This is a genomic window from Aeromonas sp. 604282 (genome assembly GCF_049170575.1).
GTDB classification, from domain to species: Bacteria; Pseudomonadota; Gammaproteobacteria; order Enterobacterales; family Aeromonadaceae; genus Aeromonas; species Aeromonas veronii_A.
Window position 1 is genome coordinate 32,270 of the sequence record NZ_JAAKMV010000015.1, and the last position, 15,266, is coordinate 47,535.

The following is a 15,266-nucleotide window of genomic DNA, read 5'->3' on the forward strand; positions in this document are numbered from 1 at the left end:
AATGTTCTCTTGGGCTCTCCAACAGGGGATATGTCCGAATTAGCAGTACTGACCGGCCACCCAGCCGGAGGACCAGGCCCACTGGAAGTTGTAGCCACCGAGCCAGCCGGTCACATCCACCACTTCACCGATGAAGTAGAGGCCGGGCACCTTGCGCGCTTCCATGGTCTTGGAGGAGAGCTCGTTGGTATCGACGCCACCCAGGGTCACTTCTGCGGTGCGATACCCCTCGGTGCCGTTGGGCAGGATCTGCCAGTCACCCAGCAGGTTGGCGAGCGCCTCAAGTTCCCGCTCGTTGTATTGGCGCATCGGCTTGCTGACCAGCTGGCCCAGCTCCACCAGCTTGTCGACGAAACGCTTGGGCAACTCGCGTCCCAGCACGGTTTTCAGCTCCTGCGCCGGGTGCGCCTGCGCCCATTCACGCAGGGCAGCCGGAATATCCAGCTCCGGCAGCAGGTTGATGTGGATCTTCTCGCCGGCATGCCAGTAGGAGGAGATCTGCAGGATGACGGGGCCGGAGAGGCCGCGATGGGTGAACAGCATCGCCTCCTTGAAGCGGGTGCCATCCTCGGCGGTCACCGCTACCGGCAGGCTGATGCCCGCCAGATCGGCAAAGGCCTCTTTCTCCGCCTGATGGAGGGTAAAGGGCACCAGACCGGCACGGGTCGGCAGCACCTTGAGACCGAACTGCTCCGCCAGCTTGAAGCCATACGGGGTCGCGCCCAGCTTGGGCATGGAGAGACCGCCGGTCGCCACCACCAGCGAGTGGCAGCCGATCTCACCCTTGCTGGTGGTCAACACAAAGCCTTCATCCTGTTTGCTGACGGTGAGGATCTCGGTCTGGAACTGCAGGGTCACCCCGGCCCAGTCGCACTCAGTGAGCAGCACATCGACGATATCCTTGGCACTCTCGAGGCAGAACAGCTGCCCCAGGGTGCGCTCGTGATAGTTGACCCCGTGGCGGTCCACCAGATCGATGAAATCCTGCTGGGTATAGCGAGCCAGCGCCGACTTGCTGAAGTGAGGATTCTCCGACAGGTAGGCGTGAGCGCCAGCCTGATGGTTGGTGAAGTTGCAGCGGCCACCGCCACTGATGAGGATCTTGCGGCCCGGTTTCTTGGCGTTATCGAGCACCAGCACGGAGCGGCCACGGTAGCCCGCCTGCGCCGCACACATCAATCCGGCCGCACCGGCCCCGATCACCACCACATCGACCTGCTTCATCATCACTCACTTATCAAAATAGAAACGGCACCTGGCCAGAACCGTGATTACCTCTGGCGGAACACAACCATAGTGGCTGCCCACCAGAATAAACAACGGCCCTTAAAAGGGCCGTTATTGTACTGGCTGAGCACTAAGTGTCCACGACTATCAGGCGTTGCTGTCCATGATGCTGGCAGGGGCGCCCTTGGCCAATTCGGCCAGCTCCTTGTCGATGAAGTAGAGGCCTTTGCCATCTTCACCCACCAGACCCAGACGGTCGACGATGCTCTTGAACAGCTTCTCCTCTTCATGCTGCTCGGCCACATACCACTGCAGGAAGTTGAAGGTGGAGTAGTCCTGGGTGGTGAAGGCCACGTGAGCCAGACCATTGATGCACTTGGTGATGTGGTACTCGTGCTCCAGGGTGGTACGGAACACGTCGCCCAGCGACTTGAACTCGTGGGGAGGGGCATCGATGGCACCCAGCTTGGGCATGGCGCCGGTCTCGCTCACATAGGTGAACAGACGCTCCATGTGCTGGCGCTCCTCGACCGCGTGCTGGCGCAGGAAGGTCGCCGCCCCTTCAAAGCCCTTGTCTTCGCACCAGGCGCTCATCTGCAGATAGAGATTGGAGGAGTAGAACTCCAGGTTAATCTGCTCGTTCAACTTCTCGATCATGGCTTGGGCCAGCATCTTGTTTCTCCTCAGTGATTTGGTATCGATTGTCGCCACACTCCCGCCGCGAATCAACCCGCCAACAAGAGGGAGATCCCGTTTCTTTCAGCTCAGGGGGTCAGCTCGCCAAGGGAGGCGACATCCACCGGCGCAGCATAATCGACGCCCGGCAGCTCGAAGCCGTTGAGTTGCATGAAGTCCTGCCGCAGCCCTGCAAAGTCCCCCAGCGCGTGGAAATTGTCCGGCGTCACCTTGGGCCAGAGCGCCGAGACGGCGGCCTGAATGGCCGGGTCGAGCTCGTGGTCATCCATCCGGATCAGCCGGTTACCATCGGCCACCACCCCATTGGCCCCGTACATCTTGGCGGCAAACAGTCGCTGCATCTGCTCGATGCAGCCTTCGTGCACAGCGCGCTCCTTCATCACCCCCATCAGCAGGCCCAGATAGACCGGCAGCACCGGGATATAGGCGCTCGCCTTGGTCACCAGCGCCTTGCAGACCGACACCCAGGCGTGACCACCAATCTCGGCCAGCTGCAGGTTGATGGTCTCGGCGGTGGCGTGCAGATGCTCCTTGGCATAACCGATGGTGCCGTCCCGATAGAGGGGATAGGTGGATTCCGGGCCAATGTAGGAGTAGGCCACGGTTTGCGCGCCAGGGGCGAGACAATCCGCCTGCTGCAACGCCTGCATCCAGAGCTGCCAATCCTCGCCCCCCATCACAGTGACGGTATCGCGGATCTCCTCCGGCGTGGCGGGCGCCAGCGACTGCTGCACCAGCGTATCGCGCTCCAGATCCAGCCCCCAGCCGCTGAACGGCTGGCCGGTAGTCTTGAGCACGGAGCGCACTTGCGTGCCGTCAGGCAGCACCCGGATGCCGCTCGCGAGCGAATAGATCACCAGATCCACCTGCCCCAGCTGCTGGCGGATGGTGTCGATGGCCTGCTGGCGCATGCCGTCGGAGAAGGCATCACCAATCAGGTTGATGGCTATACGCCCCTCCTGCTCCGCCTCCTTGCGAAACCAGATGTTGTTGTACCAACCGGCACTGCCCAGCCCCTTGTCGGAGGGGCCCCGCTCGAACGAGATGCCAATGGTGTCGGCACCGGCACCGAAGGCGAGCGCAATGCGCGACGCCAGCCCGAACCCGGAGGAGGCCCCCAGCACCAGCACCCGCTTGGGGCCGTTGAACGGGCCGGCGGCCTTGATCCGTTCGATCTGCTGTTGCACGGCGGCGCGGCAGCCGATGGGGTGACAGTTGCGGGCAACACAACCTTGAATCTGGGGATGAATGATCATGAGAAGGCCTCCAAAGAAACTGGCTACAGCATAACCAAGTCGCGGGAGATTAACTTGATGCCGGATCTCTATCAGCAAGAAAACGGCAAGAAAAGCAGCAGGAAATGAGGCAGAAAAACAAAAGGGAGCACGTGGCTCCCCAAAGCGGTATTCAGATGCTTTTTGTTGTTTTGTGTTCATTGCGAAGCACGGGCACATCCTATGCCTCTCACTGGCTGCGGGCAATAGAGTGGGTGTGACCTGGCTCAAACTCCTGTTTAATTTACGAGCAAAAAGTGATTATTAATTGAGTCAATTGCAACCGTCAGCTGGAAATTAAACTCGTTCAAATCCCTAAACTGTGCCCAAGGCACCATTTTAGTTTCAGCAGAGATTGGTATAGTGAGTGAAGGATCGGTAAGGAGACATCCCATGAGTGGTACAACCTATTACAAGCACATTCTGGCCGCGATCGACTTGTCGGAGGATAACCGCAAGGTGATCGACAAGGCGGTGGACAGAGCCCGTTCCAACGGCGCCAAGCTGTCGGTTATCCATGTCGATGTGGACCTCAAGGATCTCTACACCGAGATGATCGATATCGACATCGACAACGTGCAGGATCAGGTGATCGCCGAAGCGAAAGAGAAGCTGGAGGCCTTCCTCGCCTCGGTGGACTACCCCATCGAGAAGAAGCTGGTCATCTGCGGCGATCTGAGCGAGCGGGTCAATCAGGCAGTCAAGGAGTACGAGATCGACCTGCTGGTGTGCGGCCATCGCCAGAGCTTCTGGAGCCTGCTCACCTCGAGCGCCCGTCAGCTGATGAATACCGTGCCCTGCGATCTGCTGGTCGTTCCCTTGCAGAAATGATCAAACAGGCGTAGTGTGATTTGCTATGAATATGACCTCATTCAATCACAACTACTGGTGGTGCTGCTCTTAAACAGGCGGCACCGCGTTTCTATTGTAAATTTCCCAAAGAAAACACCGTGACCGCCGAGAGGCGGTCAACTGTTTTTATCCCTTTGTCGCCTCCCGGCTCACCCAACTGGAGAGAGTGACATGCACAACCCCGTTATCCTGACTGGCGATCGTCCCACCGGCAAACTGCACATCGGCCACTATGTCGGCTCCCTGCGCCAGCGCGTCGAAGCACAGCACCACTACCGTCAATTCGTGATGATCGCCGATCTGCAGGCACTGACCGACAACGGCCACAATCCGGCCAAGGTGACCGACAACGTGCTGGAGGTAATGGCCGACTATCTGGCGGTCGGCCTCGACCCGGCCAAGACCACCTTCTGTCTGCAGAGCGCCCTGCCCGCCCTCGCCGAGCTCACCTGCTACTACCTCAATCTGGTCAGCGTCGCCCGGCTGGAGCGCAACCCCACCGTCAAGGCGGAGATCCAGCAAAAAGGGTTCGAACGCACGCTGCCGGCCGGTTTTCTGGTCTATCCGGTGAGTCAGGCCGCCGACATCACCGCCTTTCGCGCCAGCCATGTGCCGGTCGGGGAGGATCAGCTGCCGATGCTGGAGCAGACCAACGAGATCGTCCGCCGCTTCAATTCTCTGGTAGGCAAAGAGGTGCTGACCGAGTGCCAGCCGATCCTGAGCGACACCGGCCGCCTGCCCGGTATCGATGGCAAGGCCAAGATGTCCAAGTCTCTCGGCAACACCATCGAGCTCGGCATGTCGGCGGAAGAGGTCAAACAGGCGGTGTTCGCCATGTATACCGACCCCAACCACCTCAAGGTGAGCGATCCGGGTCAGGTGGAGGGAAATACGGTGTTCGCCTATCTCGATGCCTTCCACCCCGACAAGGCGCTGGTAGCCGAGATGAAGGCGCACTACCGACGAGGCGGACTGGGGGACATGCGCTGCAAACAGGTGCTCAATGACTGCCTGCAAACCCTGCTCGCCCCGATGCGGGAGCGCCGTGCTGCGGCCATCGCCGACAAGAGGATGCTGCTGGAGCTGCTCTATCAGGGCACCGAGCAGGCCCGCATCATCACCGATGAGGTATTGGCGGAGGTGAAAGGCGCCATGGGGCTGGATTACTTCGCCAGCATCCGCTGAGCGGGGGTCCCGAGTGCATCGTCGCCGTAGAGGTCGAACACCAGCTGGTGCAGCAGGCTCTTGAACCAGCCGATCGCCTCGTCATGGGCGGTGAGCGGGTGCCCCGCCATCAGGTAGACGATGGGGATGGCGGGGTCTAGCTGGTGCATCCGCAGCGGGTAGTAGCGGCAGAAGTGGCGCCCGATCATCTCGGGCACCACCACCAGATAGCGGCCGGTCGCCATCAGTGGCGGCACCGCCATAAAGCTTGGCAACCGCACGCCCAGCTCCCGCTCCACCCCGAAGCGGGCCAGCCAGAGCTCCACCATCGCCTGACTGTGACCCCAGCTGGAGGTGTGGATGTGGGGGCGGCTCACCAGCTCGACCGGAGTCAGCACATCGGGCAATTCGCTGCCGAGCGGCGACAGGCAGACCAGCGGGTTGTTGAACCACTCCTCCCGCCACAAGCGGGGTGAGAGATGATTCGCCCCGGCGAAGCCGATCACCAGATCCAGCTCCCCCTTCTCCAACTCCCGCTCGTAGTTGCTGTCGGCCAGCTCGCACACCTCAAGACGACAGTGAGGGGCCTGCCGATGGAGCCGCTCCACCAGCACCGGCACCAGCCCGTGCTCTACCGAACCCGGGGTGGCAATACGGAAAATCCGCCGCGCAGTGGCAGGTTCGAATCCCTTGGCCTGCCGCAATCCCTGCTCCAGCATTGCCAGCGCCTGGCGCACCGGCCCGGCCAGCGCCTTGGCCCGCTCGGTCGGCATCATCTCGCGCCGACTCATCACGAACAGCGGGTCATCCAGCGCCACCCGCAGCCGCCCCAAGGCGTGACTGACGGTGGATTGGGAGAGATGCAGCCGTTCGGCGGCACGGGTGACATTGCGTTCCTGCATCAGCATGTCGAATACGGCGAGCAGGTTGAGGTCGAGACGGGCGAGCGAGCTATCCATCGATATTAGCCATAGTTAAATGCCAACAATTCATTTTTACCATAGTAACAGATTGCCTAGAATGCGCTGGCTTAATACATCGGAGATTCAAATGCGTAGCTATCTGTTATTGCTGGCCATTGGCCTGCTGTGGGGTTCCCAATTCATTTTCATGCACCAGGCCGTTGCCGAGTTGCCCCCCATTCTGGTGGCTGCCGGTCGTGCCCTGTGCGGCAGCCTGACCCTGGGTCTGCTCTGCCTGTTCATGCGGCTCAAGAGTGAGCATACCCCGTGGCGCACCTATATGCTGATCGCCCTGCTGGATGCCACCATCCCCTTCATCATGGTCGCCTGGGGCCAACAGTATGTGGATAGCGCCATCGCCGCCGTGGTCATGGGTTGTATCCCGTTTGTGACCATTCTGGCTGCACCGCTGTTTATTTCTGGTGAAAGAATCACCAAAACCGGACTGCTTTCCGTGATCATCGGCTTTGCCGGTGTACTCACCCTGTTCTGGCCGAAACTCTCCCAGGGCATGAACGCCGGTCTGCTCGGTGCCATGGCCATCCTGCTGGGTGCCAGCTGCTTCGCCATCGGCCTGCTGATGATCAAGCGCTTCGCCAAGGACCATCCGGTCGTGGTCGCCCGCAATATCCTGATCTCCTCGGCAATCCAGTTGCTGCTGGTCGCCCCCTTCATGGTTGATCTCGGCAGCCTGACCCTGCCGAGCACCCAGGCCCTGAGCGCGATTACCGTGCTGGGTACCCTCTGTACCGGTCTGGTCTACTTCCTCTACATGGCGCTGATCCAGAAGGCCGGCCCGACGTTCGCCTCCTTCAGCAACTATCTGGTGCCGCTGTTCGGCGTGATGCTGGGTGCCCTGTTCCTCGGCGAGCAGATCCATCCCACCACAGGTGTTGCTCTGGCCCTGATCCTCGGCTCGGTCGCCATGAACCAGTGGGCGCAACAGCGTCGCATGCAGCGCGAGGTCTCCCTATGTCAGGCATCCTGACCACACTGTGCGGTGGTCTGGTACTGATTGCCGGCTGGCAGTATCGCCAACGGCTGGCCGGGATCCTGGGCCTGCTGATGGTAATGCTGCCCTGGTTCTTCGATAGCAAGCTGCAAGCCATGCTGAGCTATGCCCTGAATGCCTGAAGTCCATCTCTGAATGTGTGACGAGAGTCTATCTCTCCTGTTTTTGGGACTGTTTTAAAAAACCTCCGATTTGTCCCCCGCTACCGGCGCTCTGCGCCGGTTTTTTTATGCCTGCCAGCCGGCGTCAGAGCAGATAGCGATAGCTGAGTCGCTCGTTCTTGCGCGGCCCGATGATCTGCCAGCTCAGCAGAAAACCGCCGTCTATCTCGGTCAACTCGGCGCTGTAGTGATCCGCCCCGCACAGATGGGGTTCGGCGGTCAGCCAGCGGCCATCTCCTTGCGGCAGCAGCTCGAACAGCTCGACCGGCGCTTCATAACGCAAATGGGAGAGACGGATCCCCCGTTCGCTGCGCTGCCACCAGAAGCGGTTGTGCATGGCGAGTTCCCTGCCATGGGGCGTGATGTAACGGCCCTGCTCGTTAAACAGCCAGCCCCCCTGATGATCGATCACCGCCACAACCCCCTCGCCACGACCATTCCAGTCGGTCGCCGACCCCTCGCCATTGCTGGCGGTAAAGGAAAATGCTCCGACCTGTGGCAATCGCCCCCATAAACGCTGGATTGCCGCTTCCATCTCGGCCATCATAGCCCCCTTAAAATTGACAACTGACGATAAATCAAACACATGAACTACTTGATAGGGGTCACCCTGCTCTGGTCATTCTCCTTCAGCCTGATCGGGGTCTACCTCGCTGGTCAGGTCGATGCCTACTTCTCGGTGCTGACCCGCATCGCCCTCGCCAGTCTGGTGTTTCTCCCCTTCCTGCGCCGCCGCTGGCTGCGCCCCGATCTGGTGGCCAAGCTGATGGCGCTGGGCGCCATCCAGCTCGGCATCATGTATCTCTTCTACTACCACTCCTTCCTGCTGCTGACGGTGCCGGAAGTGCTGGTCTTTACCATCTTCACCCCCATCTACGTCACCCTGCTCCACGACCTGCTGGAAAGGCGCTTCAAGCCCACCTATCTGTGGGGCGCCCTGCTGGCGGTGATCGGGGCTGCCGTCATCCGTTTCGATGGCCTTACCGAAAGCTATGTACTGGGATTTCTGGTGGTGCAGGGGGCCAACCTCTGTTTCGCCCTGGGTCAGGTGGGCTACAAGGTACTGCTGGCAAGGGAGGCGGAGCAACCGCCGCAACTGGCAGTGTTCGGATGCTTCTATCTGGGTGCGCTGGTGATCGCACTGCCCGCCTGGTGGCTGCTGGGCAAGCCGCAATATCCGACTTCAGGGTTGCAGTGGGGTATTCTGCTCTGGCTGGGGGTGGGTGCCTCCGGTCTCGGCTACTTCCTCTGGAACAAGGGGGCGACGCTGGTCACCAGCGGGGTGCTGGCCATCATGAACAATGCGCTCATTCCGGCCGGCTTACTGGTCAATCTGCTGCTCTGGGGCAAGGATACCGACCTGACCCGACTGACCATCGGCGGCCTGCTGATGCTGGCCTCGCTCTGGGTCTGCCAGCGTGACAAACGCAGCCAGCCCTGACCGCACTCAGCCGACGACTGTGTTGTGCTCCCGTCTGGCCTGGCTGTGACAGCTGGCCAGCCGGGCCAGCAGATGATCGAGCTGCTCGCCAGCCTGACTCTGCACCAACCCGATGCTGACGGTGACCGGCCGCTGCGGCAGCAGGCTGGCATCGGCAATCTCGAGGCGCAGTCGCTCGGCAATCTCCAGCGCACTCATCCGTTCGGTCTGGGAGAGCATCAGGATAAAACCATCCTGATCCCAACGGGCGAAGGGATCTTCCCGCCGCAGCTCGTGGCGCACGATACGCGCCAACTTGGCCAGCATGGCGTCGCAAGCTGCTTCGCCAAACAGTTGCTGGATTTTGGCCATGTGATCGACCGAGAACTGCAGCAGGCTGAAAGTCCCGCTCTCGGTCGCCAGCCGCTCCTCCAGCAGTTGCTCGAAACGGCCACGACTCTCCAGACCGGTCAGCGGATCGGTGCCGTGCCGCTCTTCCACCAGCACCACTGCGGGATCGAGATGGCGCACCACGCCAAACAGATGACCCCGCTCGTCACGACGCATCCGCTCTTCCAGCCGGATGTAGTGGCCGTGGTGGTGAAGAATGCGGTATTCGAGGCGCAGACCACTGCTGCGGCCACTCTGACAGGCGAGCAGGGCATCTTCCAGCCGGGCAACATCGTCGGGGTGAACCCGATCCAGCCAGCCGAGATCATCCGGCCAGCTCTCTCCCAATCCCAGCAATCGCAGGCAGGAGGGATCACGCTGTAGTCCATGTTGGGCTGACCAAGTCCAGATCCCCGCCTCCAGCAGCGCCATGGCATCAGACAGCAGACCCGGATCAAGCCGGGCAGTCACATCGACCAAAGGTGTCTTGAGCATTTCCATGGGGCGCCTCGAAACAGGATCTGAATACCTGCTCAATAAGTAACATTGGCGTTCACGCCGAGCAACAGGGTCAGAGCGCTTTTCCCTGATACCCGTTCATCAAGGTCTGCCAGTTCTCCGGTACGAAGTGGAAACTGGTATGCAGTTGAGACTCTTTATTGAATGAACGAAGCAAGCGTTCCAGATTGGCCTTCTGCCATTCGCCGGGGGAACGGATCGCACCCTTGTCAAAATCGATCACCCACACCTTGCCCTCTTTATCGAGCAGCAGGTTGTGACTGTTGAGATCGGCGTGATAAACCCCGGCATCGTGCAGCTGACGCACCGTCTGACCTATCTTGTGCCACACCTCGGTCACCACCGGCCCCTGCTTGAGCAGCGCCACCATATCCTTGGCACCGCGAATTCGCTCGATCAGGATATCGGCGCGATAGAAGGGGCCCTGTTTGACCATACGGGCGCCAAACGGACGCGGCACCGGTAACCCCAGCTCACACAACTTGGCCAGCAGGGTGTATTCGGCCATGGCGCGGCTCGACTCGACCCCTTCGAACCAAAAGCGATCCCGCACCACCTTGCCCACCATGCCGCCGCGATAGTAGTGGCGCAGCACCAGATGGCGGGACTCATCCTTGACGAACCAGGTCACTCCCCGTCCGATGGCGGTTCCCACCACCTGACGGTTGTTCTGCCACCAGGCAGGATCGAATAACTGGGGAGATGGGTCGCGAAAGGCCCCTTCGGCATACCAGCAGATCTGGTTGTGTTCGGTCTGTACTCGCATCGTGGAGATCCCGCTCGGTGGGTCGTTGATCGCCCCTGTTTATGGGCGATGAGGCTGCGACTGTGGCATGCCCGCAACATGTGCCAGCCATGGCGGCTGCTATTCAGGTGGCAAAGCCCGGCTGACGATTGTGCGCAATTTTACAATCCAGAGGGGAGTTTGCATAATGCCATCCACCCTTTTTGCCAGCCGTGCGCCACAACATGCCGCTATTTCAAACGCCTCCCTCCTCCATCTGCATCCTGCGGCTCTCCGCCATCGGGGATTGCTGCCACGCACTGGCGCTGGTGCGCGTCATCCAGCGGGAGTGGCCACAGACCCGTATCACCTGGATCACCGGCAAAATCGAGGCAACCCTGTTTGCCGATCTGCCCGGGGTCGAGGTGATCCCCTTCGACAAGAGCAAGGGGTGGCGCGGCTATCGCGATCTCTGGCATACCCTCAAGGAGCGCAAATTCGATGCCCTGCTCCACCTGCAGGCGGCGATGCGGGCCAGCATCGCGACCCTCGGCATCAAGGCCAAGGTCAAACTCGGGTTTGATCGGGAGCGGGCCAACGACGGCCAGTGGCTGTTCACCAACCACAAGGTGCCATCCCCTGCCTCTCCCCACGTGCTGGACGGTTTCCTCGCCTTTGCCAAAGAGCTCGGCATCAAGGATCTGACCCCGGATTGGCAACTACCCATCAGCGCCGAACACCAAGCCTGGGCAAAGGAGAAAACTGGCGGCAAACCAACCCTGCTGATCTGCGCCGCCGCCAGCAAGGAGTTCAAAAACTGGACGGCTGCGGGTTATGCCGCACTGGCGGATCACGCTGCCAGCAAGGGTTTTCAGGTCTATCTCTGTGGCGGGCCGGCCAAACTGGAGCGGGATCTGGCTGCCGACATCCAGCGCTTAAGCCAGAGCAAGCCGGTCGATCTGGTGGGGCAAACCAACCTCAAGCAGTTATTGGCACTGATTGGTGAGGCGAGTCTGGTGCTGGCCCCCGATACCGGCCCCACCCATATGGCAACCCTGGTCGGCACACCGGTGATCGGCCTCTATGCCCACCACAATCCTGCGCGCACCGGCCCCTATCTGTGCCGCGACTACGTGGTCAGCGTCTATCAGGAGCTGGTCGAGCAGGAGACCGGCAAGCCGCTGGCCGAATTGAGCTGGCGCACCCGCCTCAAGGACCCGGAGGCCATGGCCAAGATCACCCATGAGCAGGTGATCGCCGCCTTCGAACGTCTCTGCGCAGATCGTCAGCTGCCGAACTGACAGGGTAACTCGGGAATTCCGAGCCATCAGGCAGGGATAACCTGATGGCCCCTGCCCTCAGCCAAAGGCACAATGCAGGCTGATGTGGGTTACGCTCCCGCAGCAAGCTACGAATACTTTGATCGGCTGGAATATGATTCCGGCCGTTTTTTTATTCGCCGCATTCTGGTAAAATTCGCCGCCTTTACATCCTCCTGACTCAAGAATTTTCCGCGTTTTGCGTTTGGCTGTCTCCCTTTCGGGCACAAGACGGCGGTCTCTGCTACAACCAAAACAGCGGTTTCGATTAAAGGTAATAACATGGCGCAACAAGGCACTCTCTATATCATCTCTTCTCCGAGCGGCGCAGGTAAATCCAGTCTGCTCAATGCCTTGCTGACCAACCACAATCAAGCTGGCAAAATGCAGCTGTCAGTTTCCCACACCACGCGCGCTACCCGCCCGGGCGAAGTGCACGGCGTCCACTACCACTTCGTCCAGGTGGAAGAGTTCAAGGCGCTGATCGAACGCGGTGATTTTCTGGAGTGGGCCGAAGTGTTCGGCAACTACTACGGCACTTCACGCGCCGCCATCGAAGCCTGTCTGGCCAAGGGGATCGACGTATTCCTCGACATCGACTGGCAGGGTGCCCGCCAGATCCGCGAGCAAATGCCGACCAAATCCATTTTCATCCTGCCCCCCAGCCGCGAAGAGCTGGAACGCCGCCTGATTGGGCGCGGTCAGGACAGCGCCGAAGTGATTGCCGGCCGGATGGCGAAAGCCATTGCCGAAATGGTGCACTACGACGAGTATGACTATGTCATTATCAATAAAGACTTCGAGCAGGCGCTGTTCCAGCTCAGGTCCATTATTGAGTGCCAACGGCTGGAGATGCGTCATCAACAGCAGGCACAACAAAACTTGCTGCAACAGTTACTGGCAGAATAAGCCAAAAACGAGTAAACTTTTGCGTCATTTTTAAACACCGCTTTTCTAAACACAGAAAGCCCACATAACTGGAGTCCTGCATGGCACGCGTTACTGTAGAAGATGCTGTAAAACAGGTTGGTAACCGTTTTGACCTGGTGCTGGTCGCCGCACGCCGCGCCCGTCAAATCGCGGTTCAAGGCAAAGATCCGCTGGTTGAAGAAGAGAACGACAAGCCGACCGTGATCGCCCTGCGTGAGATCGAACTGGGTCTGGTGAACAACCAGGTAATGGACACCCAGGACCGTTACGAACAGCAAGAGCAGGAAGCCGCCGAGCTGGCTGCCGTTGCTGCCATCGCCGAAGGCCGCGGTTAAGTAAGTCTTTTCCCATAGTCGGCACCCGCCTGGGTGTCGACTGTTCATCCCCATTTACAACCGCTCGAAAACCTCGCAAACTCAGGGCTATACCCTCAATTCCACGAATTGCCGTTTTACCACTGCGGGGACTGTCTTGTATTTATTTGAAAACCTTAAAGAAATAGCCAGTTCCTACCTGCCGCCCGAGCAGGTCGAGAAGCTCAAGCAAGCCTATGTGGTGGCCCGTGATGCTCACCAGGGCCAGATGCGTTCCAGTGGCGAGCCCTATATCACTCACCCTGTCGCCGTAGCCCGAATTTTGGGCGATATGCGCCTCGATCATGAAACCCTGATGGCCGCCGTGCTGCACGATGTCATCGAGGATACTCCGATCACCAAGGCCGATCTGGCCGAACAGTTTGGCGATGCGGTCGCCGAGCTGGTGGCCGGGGTCTCCAAGCTCGACAAGCTGAAGTTTCGCGATCGCAAAGAGGCGCAGGCCGAGAACTTCCGCAAGATGGTGATGGCGATGACCCAGGATATCCGGGTCATTCTGATCAAGCTGGCCGACCGCACCCACAATATGCGCACCTTGGGCTCGCTGCGGCCGGACAAGCGCCGCCGCATTGCCCGGGAAACCCTCGAAATCTTCGCCCCAATAGCCAACCGCCTCGGTATTCACACCATGAAGAACGAGCTGGAAGAGCTGGGCTTCGAGGCGCTCTATCCGATGCGATCGCGGGTATTGCGCGAATCGGTGCGCCGCGCCCGTGGCAATCGCCGCGAGATCATCGACTCCATCCAGAGCGAAATCAGCGGTCGCCTGAAAGAGGCGGGGATCGAACATCAGGTCAGTGGCCGCGAGAAGAATCTGTTCTCCATCTACAACAAGATGGAGAAAAAAGAGCTGCAATTTCATGAGGTAATGGATATCTACGCCTTTCGGGTCAAGGTGAAGGACATAGATACCTGTTACCGGGTGCTGGGGCAGATGCACAGCCTCTACAAACCGCGCCCCGGCCGCTTCAAGGATTACATCGCCATCCCAAAGACAAACGGCTACCAGTCGCTGCACACCTCGCTGGTGGGGCCGCACGGGGTGCCGGTGGAGGTGCAGATCCGCACCGAATTCATGGATCAGATGGCCGATAAGGGGGTTGCCGCCCATTGGGCCTACAAGCAGGATGGCGACAGCTCGGGCACCACCGCCCAGATCCGCGCCCAGCGCTGGATGCAGAGCCTGCTGGAATTGCAGCAGAGCGCTGGCAGCTCCTTTGAATTTATCGAAGGGGTCAAGACAGACCTGTTCCCCGATGAGATTTATGTCTTTACCCCGGAAGGGCGCATCATGGAACTGCCCGCTGGCGCTACGCCGGTGGACTTCGCCTACACGGTGCACACCGACATCGGCCACGCCTGTGTCGGTTCGCGGGTCGACCGCCACCCCTACCCGCTCAGCAGTCCGCTGCACTCGGGCCAGACGGTGGAGATCATCACGGCGCCGGGCGCCCGCCCCAACGCAGCCTGGCTCAACTTCGTGGTGACCACCAAGGCACGCTCCAAGATCCGCCAGTTCCTCAAGAACCTGCGCACCGAAGAGTCGGTAGTGCTGGGTCGCCGCCTGCTCAACCACGCGCTGGGCGCCAAGAACATCGAAGACATCCCCGAGCCACGCATAAAGCAGGTACTGGCTGATACCAAGCACGAGAACCTGCAGGGGCTGCTGGCCGATGTAGGCCTTGGCAACGCCATGAGCGTCATGGTGGCGCGCCGCATGCTGGGGGATGAACTGCCGCCGGAGGAGCAACCCAAATCCAGCAGCAAAAAGATGCCAATAAAGGGTGCTGACGGCATGCTGGTCACCTTCGCCAACTGCTGCCGCCCCATCCCGGGGGATGCCATCATCGCTCACATCAGCCCGGGCAAGGGTCTGGTGATCCACCAGGAAGCCTGTCGCAACATCAAGGGCTACAGCAAGGAGCCGGACAAGTACCTGCCGGTGCAGTGGGAAGTGGACAAGGAGCAGGAACAGGAGTTCCGCACAGGCATCAGCATCGAGATCGTCAACCATCAGGGTGCGCTGGCCGAGCTGGCCAACGTGATTGCCGCCACCGGCGCCAATATTCACGCCATCAGCACCGAAGAGAAGGATGGCCGGGTCTATCAGGTGAGCCTGCTCATCACCACCAAGAGCCGCATCCATCTGGCCAACATCATGCGCAAGATCCGCGTGATGCCAAACGTGCTCAAGGTGAGCCGACAGAAGAACTGAACACAGGCGGCGCAAGCCGCCTGCTGC

At 60.1% G+C, this 15,266-nt stretch carries 16 protein-coding genes; 9 read left to right on the forward strand and 7 right to left on the reverse strand.

Going from position 1 to position 15,266, the window contains the following annotated elements; all coding sequences use genetic code 11:
* Positions 1-39 precede the first annotated feature (39 nt).
* From G5367_RS16490 to fabV, 3 genes are all read right to left on the reverse strand, one after another.
* A complete protein-coding gene (locus G5367_RS16490; protein WP_421244793.1) occupies positions 40-1,224 on the reverse strand; it encodes an NAD(P)/FAD-dependent oxidoreductase in 1,185 nt (394 codons plus the stop codon).
* A gap of 150 nt (positions 1,225-1,374) precedes the next feature.
* The gene (gene ftnA / locus G5367_RS16495) at positions 1,375-1,899 is read right to left on the reverse strand and encodes a non-heme ferritin (protein WP_005339225.1); all 525 of its coding nucleotides are present in this window, start codon (positions 1,897-1,899) and stop codon (positions 1,375-1,377) included.
* A gap of 92 nt (positions 1,900-1,991) precedes the next feature.
* The gene (fabV, locus tag G5367_RS16500) at positions 1,992-3,179 is read right to left on the reverse strand and encodes an enoyl-ACP reductase FabV (RefSeq protein WP_421244776.1); all 1,188 of its coding nucleotides are present in this window, start codon (positions 3,177-3,179) and stop codon (positions 1,992-1,994) included.
* A gap of 411 nt (positions 3,180-3,590) precedes the next feature.
* Between fabV and G5367_RS16505 the strand changes: the two genes are divergently transcribed.
* Entirely contained in the window at positions 3,591-4,028 is a 438-nt protein-coding gene (locus tag G5367_RS16505) for a universal stress protein (RefSeq protein ID WP_005339229.1), read from the forward strand.
* A 192-nt stretch (positions 4,029-4,220) separates the two neighbouring features.
* Entirely contained in the window at positions 4,221-5,234 is a 1,014-nt protein-coding gene (trpS, locus tag G5367_RS16510; RefSeq protein ID WP_421244775.1) for a tryptophan--tRNA ligase, read from the forward strand.
* On the opposite strand, the gene G5367_RS16515 is transcribed toward trpS, so the two are convergent.
* Positions 5,213-6,172: a LysR family transcriptional regulator gene (locus tag G5367_RS16515; RefSeq protein WP_159157892.1), complete on the reverse strand. Its 960-nt coding sequence runs from the start codon at positions 6,170-6,172 to the stop codon at positions 5,213-5,215. The two genes, trpS and G5367_RS16515, sit on opposite strands and share 22 nt — an antisense overlap.
* A gap of 91 nt (positions 6,173-6,263) precedes the next feature.
* Between G5367_RS16515 and G5367_RS16520 the strand changes: the two genes are divergently transcribed.
* Positions 6,264-7,163, forward strand: coding sequence for a DMT family transporter (locus tag G5367_RS16520; RefSeq protein ID WP_005357113.1), 900 nt, complete (start codon positions 6,264-6,266; stop codon positions 7,161-7,163).
* Positions 7,148-7,309, forward strand: coding sequence for a hypothetical protein (locus tag G5367_RS16525; protein ID WP_421244774.1), 162 nt, complete (start codon positions 7,148-7,150; stop codon positions 7,307-7,309). The genes G5367_RS16520 and G5367_RS16525 overlap by 16 nt, the downstream gene beginning before the upstream one ends.
* Positions 7,310-7,433: 124 nt before the next feature.
* Here G5367_RS16525 and G5367_RS16530 read toward each other — a convergent pair whose 3' ends face one another.
* A complete protein-coding gene (locus G5367_RS16530) occupies positions 7,434-7,895 on the reverse strand; it encodes a DUF6314 family protein (protein WP_421244773.1) in 462 nt (153 codons plus the stop codon).
* Between the two features lie 39 nt (positions 7,896-7,934).
* On the opposite strand from G5367_RS16530, the gene G5367_RS16535 reads away from it, so the two are divergent.
* Positions 7,935-8,789: a carboxylate/amino acid/amine transporter gene (locus G5367_RS16535; protein WP_421244772.1), complete on the forward strand. Its 855-nt coding sequence runs from the start codon at positions 7,935-7,937 to the stop codon at positions 8,787-8,789.
* A gap of 6 nt (positions 8,790-8,795) precedes the next feature.
* Here G5367_RS16535 and G5367_RS16540 read toward each other — a convergent pair whose 3' ends face one another.
* Together G5367_RS16540 and G5367_RS16545 are read right to left on the reverse strand one after the other, a co-directional pair.
* A complete protein-coding gene (locus tag G5367_RS16540; protein ID WP_005342263.1) occupies positions 8,796-9,659 on the reverse strand; it encodes a GGDEF domain-containing protein in 864 nt (287 codons plus the stop codon).
* Positions 9,660-9,729: 70 nt separating this feature from the next.
* Positions 9,730-10,443, reverse strand: coding sequence for a 3-deoxy-D-manno-octulosonic acid kinase (locus G5367_RS16545; protein ID WP_421244771.1), 714 nt, complete (start codon positions 10,441-10,443; stop codon positions 9,730-9,732).
* A gap of 203 nt (positions 10,444-10,646) precedes the next feature.
* Between G5367_RS16545 and G5367_RS16550 the strand changes: the two genes are divergently transcribed.
* From G5367_RS16550 to spoT, 4 genes are all read left to right on the forward strand, one after another.
* On the forward strand, positions 10,647-11,702 hold the full coding sequence (locus G5367_RS16550; RefSeq protein WP_421244770.1) for a glycosyltransferase family 9 protein: 1,056 nt from the start codon (positions 10,647-10,649) through the stop codon (positions 11,700-11,702).
* A gap of 300 nt (positions 11,703-12,002) precedes the next feature.
* Entirely contained in the window at positions 12,003-12,629 is a 627-nt protein-coding gene (gene gmk, locus G5367_RS16555; RefSeq protein ID WP_421244769.1) for a guanylate kinase, read from the forward strand.
* 80 nt (positions 12,630-12,709) lie between these two features.
* Complete coding sequence (gene rpoZ / locus G5367_RS16560; protein WP_026456240.1) at positions 12,710-12,985, forward strand: DNA-directed RNA polymerase subunit omega; 276 nt, start codon at positions 12,710-12,712, stop codon at positions 12,983-12,985.
* 136 nt (positions 12,986-13,121) lie between these two features.
* Complete coding sequence (gene spoT, locus G5367_RS16565; protein WP_216979783.1) at positions 13,122-15,239, forward strand: bifunctional GTP diphosphokinase/guanosine-3',5'-bis pyrophosphate 3'-pyrophosphohydrolase; 2,118 nt, start codon at positions 13,122-13,124, stop codon at positions 15,237-15,239.
* The last annotated feature ends 27 nt before the right edge of the window (positions 15,240-15,266 follow it).